16 protein-coding genes are annotated in these 21,549 nt (G+C 51.8%); all 16 read left to right on the plus strand.

What is annotated here, in order from left to right; translation table 11 throughout:
• Positions 1-6 precede the first annotated feature (6 nt).
• Positions 7-960, plus strand: coding sequence for an HPr(Ser) kinase/phosphatase (hprK, locus tag QOS01_RS01120; RefSeq protein ID WP_283620722.1), 954 nt, complete (start codon positions 7-9; stop codon positions 958-960).
• Entirely contained in the window at positions 960-1,781 is an 822-nt protein-coding gene (gene lgt / locus QOS01_RS01125; protein ID WP_283620723.1) for a prolipoprotein diacylglyceryl transferase, read from the plus strand. The genes hprK and lgt overlap by 1 nt, the downstream gene beginning before the upstream one ends.
• 16 nt (positions 1,782-1,797) lie before the next feature.
• Complete coding sequence (locus tag QOS01_RS01130) at positions 1,798-2,814, plus strand: NAD(P)H-dependent glycerol-3-phosphate dehydrogenase (RefSeq protein ID WP_283620724.1); 1,017 nt, start codon at positions 1,798-1,800, stop codon at positions 2,812-2,814.
• 62 nt (positions 2,815-2,876) lie between these two features.
• Positions 2,877-3,785: a UTP--glucose-1-phosphate uridylyltransferase GalU gene (gene galU, locus QOS01_RS01135; RefSeq protein ID WP_283620725.1), complete on the plus strand. Its 909-nt coding sequence runs from the start codon at positions 2,877-2,879 to the stop codon at positions 3,783-3,785.
• 135 nt (positions 3,786-3,920) lie between these two features.
• A complete protein-coding gene (gene trxB / locus QOS01_RS01140) occupies positions 3,921-4,853 on the plus strand; it encodes a thioredoxin-disulfide reductase (protein WP_283620726.1) in 933 nt (310 codons plus the stop codon).
• A gap of 134 nt (positions 4,854-4,987) precedes the next feature.
• Positions 4,988-6,715 (plus strand): phospho-sugar mutase, encoded by a 1,728-nt coding sequence (locus tag QOS01_RS01145; RefSeq protein ID WP_283620727.1) that lies wholly within the window; start codon positions 4,988-4,990, stop codon positions 6,713-6,715.
• Positions 6,716-6,919: 204 nt separating this feature from the next.
• The gene (gene uvrB / locus QOS01_RS01150; RefSeq protein ID WP_283620728.1) at positions 6,920-8,965 is read left to right on the plus strand and encodes an excinuclease ABC subunit UvrB; all 2,046 of its coding nucleotides are present in this window, start codon (positions 6,920-6,922) and stop codon (positions 8,963-8,965) included.
• A 14-nt stretch (positions 8,966-8,979) separates the two neighbouring features.
• Positions 8,980-11,844 (plus strand): excinuclease ABC subunit UvrA, encoded by a 2,865-nt coding sequence (uvrA, locus tag QOS01_RS01155; protein WP_283620729.1) that lies wholly within the window; start codon positions 8,980-8,982, stop codon positions 11,842-11,844.
• A gap of 73 nt (positions 11,845-11,917) precedes the next feature.
• Entirely contained in the window at positions 11,918-12,433 is a 516-nt protein-coding gene (locus QOS01_RS01160) for a DUF523 domain-containing protein (protein WP_283620730.1), read from the plus strand.
• 76 nt (positions 12,434-12,509) lie between these two features.
• The gene (gene rapZ / locus QOS01_RS01165; RefSeq protein ID WP_283620810.1) at positions 12,510-13,379 is read left to right on the plus strand and encodes an RNase adapter RapZ; all 870 of its coding nucleotides are present in this window, start codon (positions 12,510-12,512) and stop codon (positions 13,377-13,379) included.
• Between the two features lie 14 nt (positions 13,380-13,393).
• The gene (locus tag QOS01_RS01170) at positions 13,394-14,380 is read left to right on the plus strand and encodes a gluconeogenesis factor YvcK family protein (RefSeq protein ID WP_283620731.1); all 987 of its coding nucleotides are present in this window, start codon (positions 13,394-13,396) and stop codon (positions 14,378-14,380) included.
• Positions 14,381-14,394: 14 nt separating this feature from the next.
• Positions 14,395-15,333, plus strand: coding sequence for a DNA-binding protein WhiA (gene whiA, locus QOS01_RS01175; RefSeq protein ID WP_283620732.1), 939 nt, complete (start codon positions 14,395-14,397; stop codon positions 15,331-15,333).
• 350 nt (positions 15,334-15,683) lie between these two features.
• Positions 15,684-18,065: a phosphoenolpyruvate synthase gene (gene ppsA, locus QOS01_RS01180; RefSeq protein ID WP_283620733.1), complete on the plus strand. Its 2,382-nt coding sequence runs from the start codon at positions 15,684-15,686 to the stop codon at positions 18,063-18,065.
• Between the two features lie 22 nt (positions 18,066-18,087).
• Complete coding sequence (locus QOS01_RS01185; RefSeq protein ID WP_283620734.1) at positions 18,088-19,863, plus strand: right-handed parallel beta-helix repeat-containing protein; 1,776 nt, start codon at positions 18,088-18,090, stop codon at positions 19,861-19,863.
• 15 nt (positions 19,864-19,878) lie between these two features.
• Positions 19,879-20,652: a triose-phosphate isomerase gene (gene tpiA, locus QOS01_RS01190; RefSeq protein WP_283620735.1), complete on the plus strand. Its 774-nt coding sequence runs from the start codon at positions 19,879-19,881 to the stop codon at positions 20,650-20,652.
• Between the two features lie 16 nt (positions 20,653-20,668).
• The gene (gene fba / locus QOS01_RS01195) at positions 20,669-21,535 is read left to right on the plus strand and encodes a class II fructose-1,6-bisphosphate aldolase (RefSeq protein WP_047769332.1); all 867 of its coding nucleotides are present in this window, start codon (positions 20,669-20,671) and stop codon (positions 21,533-21,535) included.
• Positions 21,536-21,549: the final 14 nt, after the last annotated feature.

A 21,549-nucleotide genomic window follows, 5' to 3' on the forward strand; every position in this document is an offset into this window, starting at 1 on the left:
TTGAACATGGCAAACCATGTTACCGTTCAAGAATTAGTTGATAAAGTAAGATTAAAAGTTTTGCAGGGAAATGACTACTTAAACCGGACAATTACGACCAGTGATATTTCCCGGCCGGCCCTCGAATTTGCCGGCTACTTTAAACACTATCCGGCCATGCGGATTCAACTCCTGGGGATTACGGAAATTTCCTTTTCTAAGGACCTTACCCATGACCAAATGACCGAATACATGACCCGGATGTGTACCCCCCAGACGCCGTGCTTTGTGATTTCTACCAACCTACCAATCCCGGCAGAACTGAAACAGGCGGCTGAGGATGCCAAGATCCCGATTCTGGGGACCCACCTGACGTCCTCGCAAATCCTCAGTAACATGACCTCGTACCTGCTGGGTCGTCTGGCCCCCCGGAAGTCACTCCACGGTGTGCTGGTCGATATCAGTGGGGTTGGTGTCCTGATTACCGGTGATTCTGGTGTTGGTAAGAGTGAAACCGCATTGGAACTGGTGCGGCGGGGACACCGGCTAGTTGCCGATGACCGGGTTGAGGTCTATGCCCGGGACGAACAGACGCTGGTGGGGACTGCCCCAGCGATCCTTCAACACCTGATGGAAATTCGGGGAATCGGGATTATTGATGTGTCCACCCTTTACGGGACCGGGGCAATCATGCCCGAGGACAACATCAACCTAATTGTCCACCTGGAAACCTGGACGCCTGATGTTAAGTTTGACCGTCTTGGTGACCGGGGCGATAACCAAACGATCCAAGGAGTAATCGTTCCGAAGGTCTCGGTCCCTGTTAAGACCGGGCGGAACCTCGCAATTATCATTGAATCGGCAGCTATGAACTACCGTGCCGAAACGATGGGCTACGATGCTACCAAGACATTTGACGAAAACCTTAACCGGTTGATTAAGCAAAACTCCGCCCGCGACAGTAAGGAGCAGGGGAAGTAATGGCAACGTTTTTTTGGGCCCTTAACCCGATTGCATTAAAGCTAGGCGCGGTGGAGATCCACTGGTACGGGGTAATTATTGCCTGCGGGGTCGTTCTTGCCCTGACCCTTTCTATTAGGGAAGGCAAGCGACAGGGAATCGCGGAGGACTACTTTTACGACTACCTTTTGTGGGCGATTCCCGTGGCAATCATCTGTGCCCGTACCTACTACGTCACTTTTCAGTGGCCTTACTATGTGCACCATCCCGGCGAAATAATCGCCATTTGGGACGGGGGAATTGCCATCTACGGGGCGATAATTGGGGGCTTTCTGACCCTCTACTGCTTTTGTCGCGCCCGGCACCTGTCGATGTGGACAATGGTCGATGTCATCGCCCCGACCCTGATAATGGCCCAGGGGATTGGCCGCTGGGGTAACTTTATGAACCAGGAGGCTTTTGGCCGGGTAACGACCAGGGCGGCCCTGGTTGCCCAGCACATCCCGAACTGGATTATCCAGCAAATGGATATTGGTGGTGCTTACCGGGTACCGACGTTTCTGTACGAGTCACTGTGGGACTTGACCGGCTTCGCACTCCTGATGCTTCTGCGTCACCGTCCCCACCTTTTTAAGCGAGGTGAGGTATTCCTGTCGTACGTAATGTGGTATGCGGCAGGGCGCTTCGTAATTGAAGGGATGCGCACGGACAGCCTAATGCTGGGCTCCCTCCGGATTTCCCAGGTCCTGTCGGTGCTTTTCTTCGTCAGTGCCCTCGTAATTATGGTGGCCCGGCGGCGAAAGGCAAACCTAGCGTGGTATTGGTCGAATAACAAGAATTAAATTGAGGAGAATAATTATGGCAGAAAAAATTGCGGTTTTAGGTGCTGGCTCATGGGGCAGTACATTGGCAAACATGTTGGTGGAAAATGGTCATGACGTCAAGCTGTGGGCCCGCAACCAGGCCCAGGTCGACCAGTTGAATAACGAGCACGTCAATCCGGAATACATGAAGGATCTCGTATACTCTGATAAACTGGTTGCTACCACGGACATGACGGCAGCAGTGAAGGGTGCCGACGTTATCTTGATTGTTATTCCAACTAAGGGCCTACGCCAAGTAGCTGGTAAGTTAAACACCATTCTTGCCGAGTTGGACCAACGGCCACTAATTATTCACGCAACCAAGGGATTAGAGCAAAACACCTACAAGCGGCCATCACAGATGATTGAAGAGGAAATCGCTCCAGAAAACCGTGCTAGCATCGTTGTCCTCTCCGGACCGAGCCACGCTGAGGATGTCGCCATTAAGGATATGACGGCGGTCACCGCAGCGAGTGCTGATCTGGCAGCAGCTGAGCGGGTTCAGCGGCTCTTCAGTAATTCTTACTTCCGGGTTTACACTAACGATGACGTGATTGGTGCCGAGTTCGGTGCGGCCCTAAAGAACATCATTGCGATTGGCGCTGGTGCCCTGCAGGGGCTGGGCTACCACGATAATGCCCGGGCAGCGCTGATCACCCGGGGGTTAGCGGAAATTCGGCGTTTGGGTGTTGCCTTCGGGGCCAACCCGATGACCTTCATTGGCCTGTCCGGAGTGGGGGACCTTGTTGTTACCGCAACGAGTAAGAACTCACGAAACTGGCGGGCTGGCTACCAGCTGGGCCAGGGCCAAAAGTTGGCAGACGTGGTTGCAAACATGGGCATGGTAATCGAAGGGGTCTACACAACCAAGGCCGCCTACGAGCTAAGCCGGAAACGGCAGGTCAAGATGCCGATTACCGAGGCCCTGTACGATGTTTTATATAACGGCAAGTCAATAAAGACGGCAATTGATCAGTTAATGGACCGTGACTTGACATCAGAAAACGAATAAGTATGGTAAAATACATACTGAAGATTTGAGAGAAACTGAAGTATGAAAGGAATTATGTTGTTATGAGACGTGTTAGAAAGGCAATTATTCCTGCTGCCGGTTTAGGAACCCGTTTTCTTCCTGCAACGAAGGCACTTGCTAAGGAAATGCTGCCAATTGTTGATAAGCCAACCATTCAGTTTATTGTTGAAGAGGCCCGGAAGTCAGGAATCGAAGACATTGTTGTTGTCGACGGCAAGAACAAGCGGTCAATTGAAGACCACTTCGATTCAAACCCCGAGCTGGAAGATAACTTACGGTCTAAGCACAAGGACGAGATGCTGAAGCTGGTTGAAGAAACGACCGACATCAACATCTACTTCATTCGTCAGTCCCACCCACGGGGCTTAGGGGATGCCGTATTGACGGCCCGGGACTTCATTGGTGACGAACCCTTCGTTGTAATGCTCGGTGACGACCTGAACAACATCAACAACAACGGTGAACCACTGACCAAGCAGCTGATTGAAAGCTACCATCAAACTGGTGCTTCCACTTTGGCAGTTATGCGGGTCCCACACGAAGACACTGCTAAGTACGGTGTTATCAACCCCAGCAAGGAAGTTACACCTGGTCTTTACAACGTTACTAGCTTTGTTGAAAAGCCAGCTCCGAAGAACGCACCGAGTGATTTGGCTATTATTGGCCGCTACGTCTTCACTCCGGAAATCTTTGATGTGCTGGCAAAGACTAAGCCAGGCAAGGGTGGCGAAATTCAACTGACTGATGCCATTGACACGCTGAACCAAACCCAACGTGTCTTTGCCCGTGAATACAAGGGCGACCGTTACGACGTTGGTAATAAGTTTGGCTGGATTAAGACCAACATTGAGTATGGTCTTAACCACCCACAAGTTAAGGATGAATTACGGGATTACATCAAGAACTTGGGCGCTAAGTTGACGGCCCAAGACAAAAAGGCTAAGAAGTAATCTTTGTACATTATTAAAAATAAGAGGTTGGCGAATAGTAATCCGTCAGCCTCTTACTTTTAATAAGCAAAAACCTAGACAATGGTTCCCCGCTCGAGTATGATAGCGATAGTAAAAAGGCGAGGAGGAAGAAAAATGGCCGAAAGTAAGAAATACGATGTAATTATTATTGGCGCGGGTCCCGGTGGGATGACGACGGCCCTTTACGCGTCCCGGGCAAACTTGAAAGTAGTGATGCTTGACCGAGGAGCTTACGGCGGTAACCTGAATAATACGGCATCCATCGTCAACTATACTGGCTTCAAGGATGTTCAGGGCCCTGAACTGGCGGAGAAGATGTACCAGGGGGCAACCCAATTTGGGGCCGAATATGCTTACGGGACGGTAACCAAGATTGCTACGAATGGGCAGCTAAAGGAAGTTACCACGGACATGGGCGATACCTTTACCGCCCCGGTTGTTGTGATTGCCACAGGGTCTGACCACCGGAAACTCGGGGTCCCCGGTGAAGAACAGTTTAGTGGTCGCGGTGTTTCCTACTGTGCTGTCTGTGACGGTGCCTTCTTTAAGGGGAAGCACTTAGTTGTTGTCGGTGGGGGCGACTCGGCCGTCGAGGAAGGGTTATACTTGACGCAACTGGCTTCCAAGGTAACGGTGCTGGTTCGTCGGGGGGAACTCCGTGCGCAACCAATGCTTCAGGATGAAGCAGCAAAGAATGACAAGATGACCTTCGTTTACAACACCAGTGTTACCGAAATCGTTGGTGACGATGTTAAGGTGCGGGGGGTAAAGACCCACAATAACCAAACTGGTGAAGATAAGGAAATGGCTGCCGATGGGGTTTTCATCTACGTTGGTAACGTTCCGATGACCAAGCCATTTACTGACCTTGGCATCCTCGATAATGATGGCTGGGTCAAGACGGACTCAACTATGAAGACGGCGGTTCCGGGCATCTTTGCAATTGGGGACGTGCGTGAGACCCCACTCCGGCAGATTGCCACGGCCGTTGGTGACGGTGCCATCGCTGGTCAGCAGGTCTATCAATACATTAAGGGACTTAAATAGGAAATTAGCGGTGAGCTATTTGCTTACCGCTTTTTTGTATAGTAAAAGTTTAGTAAAATATATAGTAAAGACGCGCATAAGACCCAAGATGCGGTATACTGATTACAGATTAAAGAAGTAAAGGAGACTTTATTGTGAGCTGGAAAGACACCTACCAAGTATGGAAAGAACGGACCGACCTCGATCCTAAGCTTAAGCAAGAATTAGACGCAATGAGCGATGACAAGGAAATTGAGGACGCCTTTTATGGCCCACTGTCATTTGGTACTGCCGGAATGCGGGGACTGATGGGTCCCGGCATTAACCGGATGAATATCTACACGGTTCGTCAGGCTACCGAGGGATTGGCAACCCTGATGGAATCATTGGGGGATGAAGTCAAGCAACGCGGGGTAGCAATTGGCTACGATTCCCGTCATAACTCTTACCAATTTGCCCATGACTCTGCCCGGGTATTAGGGGCTCACGGAATCAAAGTTTACATTTACGACAACGTCCGGCCAACTCCAGAACTTTCCTTCGCTGTTCGCCACAACAAGGCCTACGCCGGGATTATGATTACTGCTAGTCACAACCCAATGGAATACAACGGTTACAAGATTTACGGTGAAGATGGTGGCCAGATGCCACCAAAGGAATCCGACATGATGACTGGCTATATCCGTAAGATCGATGACATCTTTGACATCAAGCTGGCAGATGAACAGGAAATGTTGAATAGTGGTCTGGAGACCGTGATGGGAGAAGACGTTGACCATGCCTACCTGCAACACGCCAAGGAAGTAACGGTTAACCCCGAATTGGCTAAGGAATATGGTAAGGACATGAAGTTTGTCTTCACACCACTCTGCGGGACCGGGCGGATGCTTGGTGAACGGGCACTGCGGCAGGCCGGCTTTACCAACTTTACGATTGAGCCAACCGAAGCCCAACCAAACGGTGACTTCCCAGGCTTGAAGCACCCGAACCCAGAATTTCCGGAAGCTTTTGTCCGGTCAATCAAACTCGGTAAGCAAATTGATGCCGATGTCCTGATTGCAACCGACCCCGACGCTGACCGCCTGGGCTGTGCTGTTCGGCAACCAAATGGTGAATACCAACTGCTGACTGGGAACCAGATTGCTTCAATCATGCTGCACTACATCCTGGAAGCTCACAAGCAGGCGGGAACCCTGCCAAAGAACGCGGCCGCTGTTAAGTCAATTGTTTCCACCAACTTTGCTGCCAAGATTGCAGAAAGCTACGGTGTTTCAATGATCAACGTTCTGACCGGGTTCAAGTGGATTGCGGACCAGATTCACCAATACGAAACCGGGAAGGCCGACCACACCTTCATGTTTGGTTTTGAAGAGAGCTATGGTTACCTGATTAAGCCATTTGTTCGTGATAAGGATGCCATCCAATCACTGACCCTGCTGGCTGAAGTTGCTGCATACTACCGGAGTCGGAACATGACCCTGTACGATGGCCTGCAAGAACTCTTCAAGAAGTACGGTTACTTCCGTGAAAAGACGATTGCTAACACCTACGCCGGGGTTGACGGTCCAGCAAAGATTCAGGGACTGATGAAGAAGTTCCGGGAGGAAGCACCGGCCGACTTTGCTGGTCACAAGGTTGTTGCTACGGAAGACTTCTCCAAGGGAACCAAGACAACGGCTGACGGTCAAGTTAGTGAATTGGGAATTCCAGAATCCAACGTACTTCGTTACCTGCTTGATGATGAGACCTGGATCGCTATCCGGCCATCAGGAACGGAACCAAAGCTGAAGTTCTACATTGGGACAAGCGACGATTCACTGGACAAGGCCAACGAAAAACTAGCCGAATTCGAGAAGGCCCTGCAGGCATTCGCCGAAGAATAAGTCAGCTTCTTAATTAAATAGTATCGCGACGTCAGTAAACGGTTTTTCGCCGAATACTGGCGTTTTTTGGGGTTTGCAGATTAATAGACGAATGCATGTTTGCATGATAAACTTAAATGGTGCAAAAGGGTCTAAATAACTGAGAAATCAGCCCTTTAGACCGTTCGCGAATAAAGTAAAATTGGCTTTGGGGAGGAAAGTTTTGTGATTTACCGACAACCAGATAAAAAGTTTGAACTTGTTTCCGATTATCAGCCGACCGGGGACCAACCGGAGGCAATTGCCCAGTTAACCAAGGGAATCCAGGACGGTGATAAGGCCCAAATCCTGCTGGGGGCTACCGGGACAGGGAAAACGTTCACCATTTCCAACGTGATTGCTAACGTGAATAAGCCGACCTTGATCTTATCCCACAACAAGACCCTGGCTGGGCAGCTTTACGGTGAAATGAAGAAGTTCTTCCCCCACAACGCGGTTGAATATTTCGTTTCTTATTATGACTACTACCAACCAGAAGCCTACGTGCCTTCTAGTGACACCTATATTGAGAAGGACGCCTCGATTAACGATGAAATTGATAAGCTCCGTCATGCCGCCACGACCTCCTTACTGGAACGCAATGACGTGATCGTCGTGGCCTCCGTTTCCAGTATCTTCGGTTTGGGGGATCCCCGGGAATACCAGAACAGTGTTATTTCCCTTCACGTTGGTCAGCAGATTGAACGGGATAAGCTGTTACGCGACCTCGTCAACATCCAGTTTGACCGGAATGACATTGACTTCCAACGGGGCCGTTTCCGGGTTCATGGCGACGTTGTGGAAATCTTTCCAGCTTCGCGTGACGAGCGGGCCCTGCGGATTGAGTTCTTTGGTGACGAGATCGACCGGATTCGGGAGGTTGACGCCCTGACCGGGGAGGTCATTGGTGACAGTGATAAGGTCTCCATTTTCCCCGCTACCCACTTTATGACCAGTGATGAGGTTATGGACCGGGCCCTCCCAGAAATTGAAGAGGACATGAAGAAGCAGGTCAAGAAGTTTACCGACGAAGGAAAACTCTTGGAGGCTGAACGAATTCAACAGCGGACCACCTATGATATTGAGATGATGCGGGAAATGGGTTACACGAACGGTATCGAAAACTATTCTCGCTACATGGATGGTCGCCAACCTGGTGAACCGCCGTTTACCCTCCTGGACTTCTTCCCGAAGGACTTCCTGCTAGTGGTTGACGAATCGCACCAGACGATGCCACAGGTTCGGGGGATGTACAATGGGGACCGGGCCCGGAAACAGATGCTAATTGACTATGGCTTCCGTTTACCCAGTGCCCTTGACAACCGTCCGCTAAAGCTTGATGAATTTGAACAACGGGTCAACCAGGTGGTTTACATGTCGGCAACTCCGGGACCGTACGAGTTAAACCAGACCGACCACATTGCCCAGCAAATCATTCGGCCAACCGGTCTTCTGGACCCAACAATTGAAGTCCGGCCGGTAATGGGCCAAATCGATGACCTGGTCGGTGAGATCAATAAGCGGGTTGAACGCCATGAGCGGGTCTTCGTGACGACTTTGACCAAGAAGATGTCCGAGGATTTGACGGACTATCTGAAGGACCTCGGTTTAAAGGTCAAGTACCTGCACAGCGATATCAAGACCCTGGAGCGGACACAGATTATCCGTGACCTCCGTCTTGGTAAGTTCGATGTCCTGGTCGGGATCAACCTGCTCCGGGAAGGACTAGATGTTCCCGAAGTTTCCCTGGTTGCCATTCTCGATGCGGACAAGGAAGGCTTCCTGCGGAACGAGCGGTCCCTGATTCAAACGATTGGGCGGGCCGCCAGAAACGAACACGGTGCAGTGATCATGTACGCCGACACGGTAACCGACTCAATGCAGAAGGCGATTGACGAGACCAAGCGGCGGCGGTCCATTCAGATGAAGTACAACGAAGAGCACCACATCACGCCGCACACGATTGTTAAGCCAATTCAAGAAGCCATCTCGGCAACGAAGAAGACGGAAGACACCGGCAAGAAGGAAGACGAGAGCGAGTTTACGACCAAGGACTTCGCTAAGTTATCTAAGGATGCTCAACAAAAGATGGTTGCTGAACTGACCGAGCAGATGCAGGCGGCAGCTAAGCGGCTCGACTTTGAGCAGGCGGCGACCCTGCGTGATACGGTAATGGAATTAAAGGCCCAGATGACGGGAAAGAAGACCAAACCTGGTCGGAAGGTTAAGTAAAGGAGAGATACTTCTTGGCAAATGATAAGATCATAATCCATGGGGCCCGGGCTCATAACCTCAAGAATATTGACGTTAAGATTCCGAAGAACAAGCTAGTGGTCATCACCGGTTTATCGGGGTCCGGAAAGAGCTCGCTGGCCTTTGATACCCTTTATGCGGAAGGGCAGCGCCGGTACGTGGAGAGCTTATCCGCTTACGCCCGGCAGTTTTTAGGACAGATGGATAAACCAGATGTCGACTCGATTGATGGCCTCTCACCAGCAATCTCGATTGACCAAAAGACAACTTCCCATAACCCCCGGTCGACCGTGGGGACGGTGACGGAAATTAACGACTTCCTTCGTCTCCTGTGGGCCCGAGTGGGAACACCCATCTGTCCTAACGACCACATCCCGATTAGCAGCCAGTCCGCCGAGCAGATGGTGGACCGGGTCCTTGAATTACCCGAACGGACCCGCCTGCAAATCCTATCACCAGTTGTTCGGGCTAAGAAGGGGACCCAAAAGAAAGTGCTCGCGACCATCAAGCGGGAGGGCTTTGTCCGGGTGCAAGTCGATGGTGAGACATACGACTTGGATGAGGTTCCCGAACTTAATAAGAACCAGAAGCACACCATCAACGTGGTAATCGACCGGATCATTGTGAAGGACGGGATCCGTTCGCGTCTGTTTGACTCCTTTGAAGCGGCCCTGCGTTTGAGCAGTGGGTACGCAATTGCCGACGTCATTGGGGGCGACCCGATTCCGTTCTCCGAGAAGTACGCCTGCCCAATCTGCGGCTTTACGGTTGGTGAGTTGGAGCCCCGCCTGTTTTCCTTTAACGCACCAATGGGAGCTTGCCCGGAGTGTGAGGGGCTCGGTTCAAAACTTGAGGTCGATGTAGACCTGGTTGTTCCCGACCGGACAAAGACCCTTAACGAAGGGGCAATGGTTCCGTGGAACCCCATCTCGTCACAGTACTACCCGGCCCTGTTGGCCCAGTTCTGCCAGTCAGTGGGGATTGACATGGACACGCCGTTTAACAAGCTGCCCAAGAAGCAGCAGAAGCAGGTCCTTTACGGGAATGGTGACAAGCTGTTCCACTTCCACTACGAAAATGACTTTGGGGGTGTCCGCGACGTTGATGTCCGGTTTGAAGGGGTCGTTAATAACGTTAGCCGCCGGTACAAGGAGACTAACTCCGACTTTACCCGGGAGCAAATGCGCAAGTACATGACCGAACTGCCGTGTCCAGCCTGTCACGGTTACCGACTAAACCAGCGGGCACTAGCCGTCAAGATTGACGGACAAAACATTGGTCAGGTTTCCGATTATTCAATCAGTAAGGCAATTGACTTCTTCAAGGGGGTTAAGCTGTCGGCGCAAAACGAACAGATTGCCCGTCCCATCCTGAAGGAGATCCTCGACCGGCTGACCTTTATGAAGAACGTTGGGGTTGAGTACCTAACACTGAGCCGGTCGGCCCGGACACTTTCCGGTGGGGAGGCCCAGCGGATTCGGCTGGCAACCCAGATTGGTTCCAACCTTTCCGGGGTAATGTATGTGCTCGACGAACCATCGATTGGGCTTCACCAGCGGGACAATGACCGCCTGATTTCATCTTTGAAGGCCATGCGTGACCTCGGTAATACTCTGATCGTGGTTGAACACGATGAGGACACGATGCGGGCCGCCGATTACATCATTGACATTGGCCCTGGCGCCGGCGAAAACGGTGGGCAGGTCATGGCTGCCGGCACCCCGAAGCAGGTCATGCGGTCACGTAAGTCACTGACTGGTCAGTACCTAGCGGGTAAGAAATTTATTCCGGTGCCCACGAAGCGACGCCCGGGCAATGGCAAGCACCTGATTTTGAAAGGGGCCTGTGCCAACAACCTAAAGAAAATTGATGTGGACTTTCCACTGGGGAAGTTCATCTGCGTCACGGGGGTTTCCGGTTCCGGAAAGTCAACTTTGGTCAACCTGATTCTCAAGCGGGTGCTGGCCCAAAAGCTTAACCACAATTCCGCCAAGCCAGGAAAGTACGGCTCAATTAGCGGAATCAAGAACATTGAAAAGGTGATTGACATTGACCAGTCACCGATTGGGCGGACCCCCCGCAGTAACCCGGCAACCTACACCGGTGTCTTTGATGACATTCGGGAACTCTTTGCCCAGACCAACCAGGCGAAGGTGCGGGGTTACACCAAGGGCCGCTTCAGCTTCAATGTTAAGGGCGGCCGGTGCGAAGCCTGTCACGGTGATGGGATTCTCAAGATCGAGATGAACTTCCTCCCGGATGTCTACGTCCCGTGTGAGGTCTGTCACGGTACCCGCTATAATTCTGAGACCCTGGAAGTGGAATACAAGGGGAAGAACATTGCCCAGGTGCTGAACATGACGGTGTCTGAGGCCCTCAAGTTCTTCAGTGCAATCCCAAAGATCCGGCGGAAACTGCAAACCATTGAAGACGTCGGCCTTGGTTACGTCCACCTGGGACAACCGGCAACGACCCTCTCTGGTGGGGAGGCCCAGCGGATGAAGCTGGCCGCCGAACTGCACCGTCAGTCCCACGGAAAGAGCTTCTACATCCTAGATGAACCGACAACTGGTTTGCACATGGATGACATCAAACGGCTGCTGAGCGTCCTCCAACGGTTGGTTGATGCTGGCAACACCGTACTGGTAATTGAGCACGACCTTGATGTTGTCAAGTCGGCCGACTGGCTGATCGACCTGGGACCAGAAGGTGGGGACGCCGGTGGCTACGTTGTGGCAACCGGTACACCCGAAGAAGTGGCCCAGGTTAAGGAAAGCTACACCGGCCAGTACCTGAAGAAGATGCTGGAAAGAGACAGTGAATGGGCCCAGAAACGGGCAGCAAAAAAGAAAAAGTAAGCAAGTAAGAAAGCCCCAATGTTTGGTATCTACGAACACTGGGGCTTGTTTTCTAATGACAGGGGGCCAAAAAATGATTTTGATTAGTGCATGTTTAGCGGGCTTTAACGTCCGCTACGATGGTGGAAACGCACAAAACGACTTAGCGGTTAAGTTGGTGGCGTTGGGAAAGGCAATTACGGTTTGTCCAGAGATCATGGGCGGGCTAAAGACACCCCGGACCCCAGCAGAAATCCAGGGTGGAACGGGGGATGACGTCCTCGCTGGTCGCGCCCTGGTAGTTAGCCGTGACGGGGTCGACGTCACAAAACGCTACCTCGCCAGCGCCCACCGGGTCCTGCAGATTGCCCAGGATAATGATGTTCAGGTGGCCTTTTTGAAGCAAAAGAGTCCCGCTTGTGGAACCAAGCTTGTCTATGACGGGTCCTTCTCCGGCCGGCGGATTCCTGGCTTTGGGGTTACGGCAGCCCTGCTCCACCAAAAGGGAATCACCGTGTTCGGCGATGAAGATTTGACCATTGCCACCTTACGACCCTACTTGGACCAGGGGACGGTTGACCTGCTGGAAAATGATAATTTGCGGTCATAAGGGGTCCGGAGAGGACACGCCCGGCACGATGTGTTACAATTGCTAAGTATTGTATTAAGAGGAGAGGGGATTGATGATGACGGAGAAAATGAAAGTCGTAATCATCACTGGGATGAGTGGTGCCGGCAAGACACTGGCCATCCACAGCTTTGAGGACCTTGGCTACTTCGTGATTGATAATATGTTGCCCAGTTTAGCCGAAAAGTTCGTGGACGTGATTGAAGAATCGGGAGAATTCAATAAGATTGCGATGGTTACTGATTTACGCTCCCGTGGTTTCTACGACCAGGTTTTACCAAGCCTGAAAAAGCTACGCCAGCGCGATGACCTGGCTGTCCGGGTCCTCTTCCTCGATGCCGATAACGTTACCCTGGTTTCTCGCTACAAGGAAACGCGCCGTCTGCACCCCCTGGCACGCCAGGGAAGAATCTTGGACGGGGTTGAACGGGAACGAAAATTATTGACCGAGTTAAAGAGCCGGGCGGACGTGATCATTGATACGACTGATTTGACCCCGCGGAACCTTAAGTTAAGGATTAATAAGCTCTTTAGTCATGGTGAAGGAAGCAACTTCTTCGTCGAGGTGATGTCATTTGGCTTTAAATATGGGCTCCCCTTGGATGCCGACATTGTAATGGACGTGCGGTTTTTGCCGAACCCCTTCTATGTTCCGGAACTCAAGCACCTGACCGGGAATGATCGGGCGGTCCAGGAATACGTGATGAAGAATAAGGGGGCCCAGGAGTTCTATGCCCACCTCCTCTCCCTTTTGAAGAATGCCCTACCGGGATACATTCGGGAAGGGAAGAGTAGTTTAACGGTCGCCATCGGTTGTACTGGGGGGCAACACCGCTCAGTGACAATTGCCAACCGGCTTGCAAAGGACCTTAAAACGGCTGGGTACCATGTTAACTTGTACCACCGTGACGCGGACAAGGCTAAATAGGAAGGAGAGATTTAATGTTCCATAAACCGAAAATAGTGGTGATTGGTGGTGGAACGGGGTTACCCGTCATCTTGCGGGGCTTAAGAGACCAGGATGCGGACGTGACCGCCGTTGTTACCGTTGCCGATGATGGTGGGTCGTCAGGAATCTTACGTAATTATATTAACGTTGTCCCGCCTGGTGATATCCGGAATGTCCTGGTGGCTTTGTCGGAATTACCCCAGCTGGAATTAGATATTTTCCAGTACCGTTTCCGGAGTTCGGACCAGTTCTTTGCTGGTCACGCCATCGGCAACCTAATTATTTCGGCCCTTTCGGAGATGAAAGATGGTATCTTCCCCGCCGTTCAAGAACTATCCAATATGATGCGGATTCGGGGACACATCTATCCGGTGGCCAATGAGCCACTGACCCTGAATGCGGAGTTCACCGACGGCACAAAGCTCAGCGGTGAATCAGAAATCTCCGCTGCCCACAAGCAGATCAAGCGGGTCTGGGTCACACCTTCCAACGACCAGGATGGTCACCCGGTTAAACCGGTTCCCGAAGTCATTCAGGCAATTCATGAGGCGGATCAGATTGTAATCGGGCCGGGGAGCTTGTTTACCAGTATCCTGCCCAATTTGATGATTAAGGAGGTTGGCGACGCGGTCTGTCAGAGCAAGGCTGAAGTCGTCTACATCTGCAACATCATGACCCAAAAGGGCGAGACGGACCACTTTACCGATGCCGACCACGTCCGGGTCTTAAACGACCACCTGGGGAAGAACTTTATTGATACTGTCCTGGTAAACATCCAGCCAGTACCGAAAAACTACTTGGACTTTAAGCAGTGGAATGAGATTTCCCAACCGGTCAGCCACGACTTTCAAGGGCTGCGCCAGCAGGGCTGCCGGGTAATCAGTTCTAACTTTCTGCGGTTAAAGGACAACGGTGCCTTTCATGATCGGGACCGGGTTGTTGCTGAATTAATGAATCGCTTGCATGAAGTCCACGATTAAAGGAGGGGACCGCCTTGTCATACGCCAGTGATGTCAAGAAGGAATTAACGTCGATCAAGGTTCACCAAAAGAACGCGCAGGCGGAACTGATGGCGCTGATTAGGATGAACGGTAGCATCGCCATTGCCAACCACCAGCTGGTCCTTAATATTCAAACGGAAAACCCGGCAATTGCCCGGCGGGTTTACTCTTTGCTGAAGCAGTTTTACCACGTGGAGAGTGATATCGTGGTTCGCCGGAAGATGAAACTGAAAAAGAACAACCAGTACATCGTCCGCCTTCGTTATTCCGCCCAGCGGGTCTTGGATGATCTGGGAATCTTACAGAACCTGCAGATCAAGGAACGGGTACCGTTAGACTTGCTGAAAGACGAATGGATGGTCCGCTCCTACCTGCGGGGGGCCTTCCTTGCCGGGGGATCGGTCAATAATCCAGAGACTTCTCGTTATCATTTGGAAATCTATTCCCTGTATGAGGAGCACAACGAGATGATTGCCCAGATGATGAACAAGTTCGGCCTGAACGCCCAGACGACGGCCCGGCGAAGTGGCTACATCGTTTACCTGAAGGAAGCCGAAAAGATTGCTAACTTCATGTCCCTCATTGGGGCGACAAATTCGATGCTCCAGTTTGAAAACGTCCGGATTGTTCGGGATATGCGGAACTCGGTTAACCGCCTAGTTAATTGCGAGAACGCCAATATGAATAAAATTGCCAACGCCTCAACTCGGCAGATTGAAAATATTAAGCTGATTGAGAATACGGTTGGGCTGGCAAGCCTACCGGATAAGCTCCGCGAGATTGCCCAGACGCGGCTGAACCACCAGGAAGTTAGTCTGAAGGAGCTTGGGCAGCTTGTTCCTGGCGGGCCCATCTCGAAGTCCGGGGTCAACCACCGTTTGCGGAAGCTAAATGCGTATGCTGACGAGCTGCGGACAAGCAAGACAATTTAATAATCACTCAGGACACTTTATAAAAGACGTCATGGATTGGAAATTTTACCAAGTCCATGGCGTCTTTTTTGACTTTATTACGTGCCATTGATTAGACCAATTTATTTATTTTATTGATAAATAAATAAAATTTGACCATACCAATCATTATTTTTGGAAAAGAATCCAAATTACTAAATGAACAAGTACTAGTAAAAAGAGGGTAAAAAAGAAAAATTTTACCAATCTCCTTGTCGTGTCACCACGCCAGTGCAAACCGTTGCCCAAATAGACACTTTTGAAGAATATGGTTGACAGTTTGGCAAATACCAGTTAGGAAATAAGCACACTCAAGAAAAGGAGATGCCGCAATGGTAGAGCGAGAGCAAAAGGATGTTTTATGGTTTGATGAATTACATCGCCAGGATGTAGACCTCGTTGGTGGTAAGTCGTCCTCTCTAGGGGAGCTAACCTCGGCGACCCAGATCCCGGTACCGTACGGTTTTGCGACAACGACCCATGCTTACAAGGCATTTATGGCGGCAACTGGTTTGAACGAACAAATCAACCAGCTGCTAGCAACAATCAAGGACTACGAGGATACTGATGAACTGCATACGGTGTGTGCCAATATCCGCTCACTGATTGTCAATGCGGAAATGCCAACCGACCTAGCAACGACGATCAAGAAAGCTTACCAGCAGTTGGCGGTCAAGATGGGGCAAACGGACCCCTTCGTGGCGGTTCGGTCCAGTGCCACCGCTGAGGACCTGCCGAATGCATCGTTTGCTGGTCAACAGGAAACCTACCTCAACGTTCAGGGAGCCGACCTGGTTGTTAAGAAGGTCCAGGAGTGCTACTCATCGCTCTTTACTGACCGGGCAACTTACTACCGGCATAAGCAGCATTTTCCTCACGAAAAGGTGGCCCTATCAGCCGCAATCCAGATGATGGTCTTCTCTAAAGCAGCGGGAATTATGTTCTCGGTTAACGTGGCAAATGGGAATGACCAGCAGATGGTAATTGACACCATCTGGGGCCTGGGTGAATACATCGTCCTGGGCAAGGTGACCCCGGACCACTACGTCATCGATAAGGACAGCGGGGAGATTATTGACCGCACAATCACTAACAAGCCCGTTGAACTTCTGCAAAGACCCGGCGGTGGCACCTTTGAACAGGAAGTTCCAGCCGACCGCGCTAGCCAGCCTCCCCTTACTGACGACCAGGTCAAAGAGCTTGCTGGTTATGCCAAGCAGATTGAAAAGCACTATGGCTGTTACATGGACATGGAATTTGCCCTCGACCGACCAACCAATAAGTTATGGCTAGTGCAGGCCCGTCCAGAAACGGTGTGGTCGAATAAGAAAAAAGAAAAGAAGGAAACGGGGGAGGAAACGATGAAGGATGCCCAGCCAATTTTAAAGGGATTACCAGCCAGCCCCGGTTTAGCCAGTGGGAAGGTCCACGTAATTGCCGACCCACAAGACATTGATGATTTCAAAGATGACGAGGTCCTGGTGACCCAAATGACGTCCCCGGACTGGGTTCCCGCGATGAAGAAGGCGGCCGCCATTATTACTAATAACGGGGGGATGACCTGTCACGCGGCGATTGTTTCGCGGGAAATGCAGATTCCGTGCTTGGTAGGGACTGCTGCCTGTGGGACCGCGGCGATGGACGTCCTCCACGACGGTGACCAAGTAACGGTGGATGCCAAAAACGGGGTTGTCTATGCCGGGGACCTGACGAAGGAACTGGCACCAAAAGAGCAAGCGCCCGCGACACCTGCAGCGGCAGTCGAATACTTTGCCCCGACAGCTACCCGGGTAATGATGAATCTGGGGGACCCCGACCTTGCTAAACGATACGCTAGCCTGCCGGCGGACGGGATCGGCCTGATGCGGGAAGAATTCATCTGGACAACCGCCATTCATGAACACCCCCTCTACCTAATCAAGACGGGGCATCCGGAAAAGGTTGTTGATGGCCTTGCCGCCGGAATTGCGAAGGTTGCCCGGGCGATGGCGCCCCGGCCAATGATCCTCCGCTTCTCGGACTTTAAGTCCGGTGAGTACCGCCACTTAAAGGGTGGCGAAGAGTTTGAACCGCATGAACCTGCCGACCTCCTCGGCTGGCGGGGCGCGGCTCGCTACTACGATCCCCACTTCATCGAAGCGTTCAAGCTCGAACTGGCGGCGGTGAAGAAGGTCCGGACGGAACTCGGCTTGACTAACTTAAACGTCATGATTCCCTTTGTCCGGACGGTCGATGAAATGGCCAAGATAACTGAATTAATGGCTGAAAACGGTCTAAAGCGAAGTGCTGACTTCAAGGTTTACATGATGGCGGAGATCCCATCCAACATTATCTTGGCGGACCAGTTTAACCGCTACGTTGATGGTTACTCGATTGGTTCTAACGACCTGTCGATGCTAATCCTTGGCTGTGATCGCAACAACGACACCGTTTCGTCACTGTTCGATGAGCGGAACTTGGCCGTCAAGCGGGCCATCGCCCACCTCATCACGGTTGCCCACCGCGATGGCAAGACGGTTTCAATTTGTGGCCAGGCCCCTTCGGAATATCCAGAATTTACTGAGTTCCTGATTCGTAGTGGGATCGACTGCGTATCCGTCAATCCAGATATGGTCAAGGAAACGAAGAAAAACGTGGCCCACTTTGAGCAACGGCTCCTCCTTGACCAGGCGACTGGTCGTGGCCGGCAATTAGATAGTGAAATTAACTGGTAAGACAGAAGAAAGGAAAATAAAAATGCAAATTTATGTTGATGCTCATGCTGAACACGATGGAAATGGAACCAAGCAATTACCATTCAAGCGCATCCAGGAAGCAGCTACCATTGCCCGTCCTGGTGACCTCGTCAAGGTAATGCCCGGTGTTTACCGGGAAAGCGTTGATCCGCGTTTTGCGGGGACCAAGAATAAGCCTATCCTTTACCAAGCGGTGAAGCAGAACTTAACGATTATCACTGGTGCCGAAAAGGTCGACGACTGGGAACCGGTTGGGGTCGATGTTTGGCGGACCGTGATTGCTAACCAGCGTTTCGGTAAGTACAACCCCTACACGACCCATGTAAAAAAAGATGGTGACTTCCAGCATACCGGGGAAGTCTTCTTGAACAACCGGGCCCTTTACGAAGTTGATAGCCTAGCCAAGGTTAAGGCACCGCAGATGGGCGCAATCGACCAAAATCCGGATCGTCAGTATGTTTGGTACACATGTCAGGACCAGAAGATGAACACGACGGTTATCTACGCCAACTTCCAGGGGAAGGATCCCAACCGGTCAAACGTGGAAGTAACCTTTCGTGAGACCTGCTTCTACCCCCAGCAAGCACAGATTGACTTCCTGGTGCTCTCCGGCTTTACCCTGACCAAGGCAGCCAGTCAGTGGGCCGGGGCCGACTACAACAAGGCGGTCGTCGGGACTAACCATGCCCAAGGTTGGAAGATCTTGAACTGTAACGTTTCCCACGCCAAGTGTGCCGGGATTTCCTTAGGACGTTACCCAGTAGTGCCAGCTGATGAGGAGCTGAAGGGTCACCCGGTTAAGCACTACATTAAGAACAACCGGATTTTTGACTGCGGCCAAGCCGGGGTCCTGGGGGTTGACGGTAACCCAGCACCAGTGATCGAACATAACCACTTCTTCCGCATCAACACCCGCTTCAACCTCGTCGGTGAAACCGTCAGCGCCATTAACCTGCTTCCGGCAATCGGTGCCCAGATCCGGCGGAACTGTATCCACGATTGCACACGGGGAATCTGGCTGGGAGGCCGGGTAGAAAAGACCCAGATTAGCCGGAACCTGATGTACAATAACAGCCTGCCTGGTGATTTTAAACTAACTGATCAGAACCAGCAGGACCTGCTGGCCCGCTTGGGTGAGGATATTCAGGTAGAAAATTCGGTGGGTCTGACGACCATTGATAATAACTTCCTCCTGTCAGACTGTGCCCTTCGCCTGGAAAGTTATGAAATTCTGCTGACGCACAATCTTATTAACGGACGAGTTGCCTGGCAGTCCAACCAGGCTGAACAGGCCGGTGACCCGCTTTACCACCGTATCAACCAGGGGAACGCGCAGGATAAGCTGACTTCTTACTTCTTTAACAACCTCTTTGTTAAGAAGGAGTTGCGTTCGGCGATGAAGACACTGATTGGTAAACAAGCCGACCAACACCATGAAAAACTGGGGCAAGCAGAAGGACCAAACGAGTTCTTCGCCACCCGTGATAACCAACTGGTCCGGCTCAATGCTAACAAGGAGGGGAACTGCTTTGTTGGTGCTACGCGGCCGGTCAAGCTGGTGGTGGAAAACCGGCGGCGGGGCTTCTTCTTGAAGGGCGACCTAGGTCAAGCCTTAACCGAAGACAGTTGCCGTCTTCTCACCATGGCGGGCCAGAAGTCGGCGCGGACCATTGATACTGACTTCGCTGGTCACCACCGGGAAGGCTACCGAGTAACCCCAGGTCCTTTAGACCGCAAGGCTGAATACACGTCCTGCCTGTTTCGGGCAATGGCCTAACTAAAGGAGGACAAAATGCGCAAACCATTTATTATCGCAAACTGGAAAATGCATAAGAACATTGAAGAATCAGTAGCCTTCATTAACCAGATTAAGGCCGCCCTCCCCCAAGTGGCAGATGAAGAAGTGGGGATTGCGGCCCAGGCGGTGGCCCTGTCGAGCATGAAACAGACTGCCCAGGGTACCAACCTCCAAATCATTGCCCAGAATGCTGCCAGTGAACTGGCGGGACCGTATACGGGGGAAATCAGTGCCCGTTCCTTGGCAGATGCCGGGGCATCCTATGTCATGCTGGGACATCTGGAACGCCGGCGCTTATTCCATGAGGACAACCAGATTATCAACCAAAAGGTCCGGTCGGCGCTGACGACGGGAATCACCCCAATTATCTGTACCGATGACAAGATGGTCCAGGCCGAGGTCAACGGTGAAATTCACTACGTCTTTGACCAGCTGAAGGGGGTCTTAAAGGGTGTGGCCCCGGCCCACCTGCAAAAGATTGTCCTGTCCTATGAACCAAGTTGGGCAGTTGGCAGTAGCCAAACCGCCAATCCCAAGGTTGCTCAACAGGGCTGTCACCGGATTCGGCAAACCGTTGCTAACTTATATGGTGGCTTGCTCGCCGACCAGGTGCGGATTCTCTATGGAGGAAGCGTAAATCCGCAAAACATTAGTGCCATCATGTCCCAACCGGACGTGGATGGTGTCCTTATCGGTCGTGCTAGTTTACGGCCTGACGACTTTTTGGAAATGGTGAACTGGCAACAACCAGTTTCAAATGTGATGTAAGAAAGGAAATAGCATAATGGCATACTTTGATAATGGTAACAAGATTTTTGCGGATGCCCGGGCAAAGCACTACGCGGTCGGGGCCTACAATATAAATAATTTGGAGTGGACCCGGGCGATTTTGCGGGCAGCAAACGAAACTAAGACGCCCGTCCTGGTCCAGGTATCCATGGGGGCGGCAAAGTACATGGGTGGCTTTAAGTTTGTCCGTGATATGGTTGCCGACCAGATGGACGCGATGGACATTACGGTCCCGGTAATTTTGAACCTTGACCACGGTGACTATGACGCAGCCATGAAATGTATTGAACTCGGTTATTCCTCAGTGATGTATGATGGACATAAGTTACCGGTAAAGGAGAACTATGCGCGGACAAAGGAAGTCGTCCATGCAGCCCACCAGCGGGGAATTTCTGTCGAGGCCGAGATTGGTAAGGTCGGTGAGAACCAGGACACCAACAGTGGGGAACTGGCCTCAGTAGAGGATGCCCGGGCGTTTGCTGATCTGGGGGTTGATAAGCTGGCCTGTGGGATTGGTAATATTCATGGAATCTATCCCGCTGGCTGGCGGGGCCTGGACTTTAACCGCCTCGCTGCCATTGCGGATGCTGTTGACATTCCCCTTGTCCTGCACGGCGGCTCGGGAATCCCCAAGGAACAGGTTCAAAAGGCAATCTCAATGGGAATTGCAAAGGTGAATATCAACACCGAGTTCCAGCTGGCCTTTCAAGATGCCACCCGGGCCTACATTGAGGCGGCCCGCGACCTTGACAAGGACCACAAGGGGTATGACCCGCGGAAGTTGCTCTTACCGGGGACGGAAGCAATTACCAATAAGATGAAGGAAATGATTGAGTGGCTGGGGACCCCCGCGGTCGCTTAATCAACTTGTGGAGG

The sequence above is a fragment of the Limosilactobacillus avium genome, assembly GCF_947381485.1.
In the GTDB taxonomy this organism is placed as follows: Bacteria; Bacillota; Bacilli; order Lactobacillales; family Lactobacillaceae; genus Limosilactobacillus; species Limosilactobacillus avium.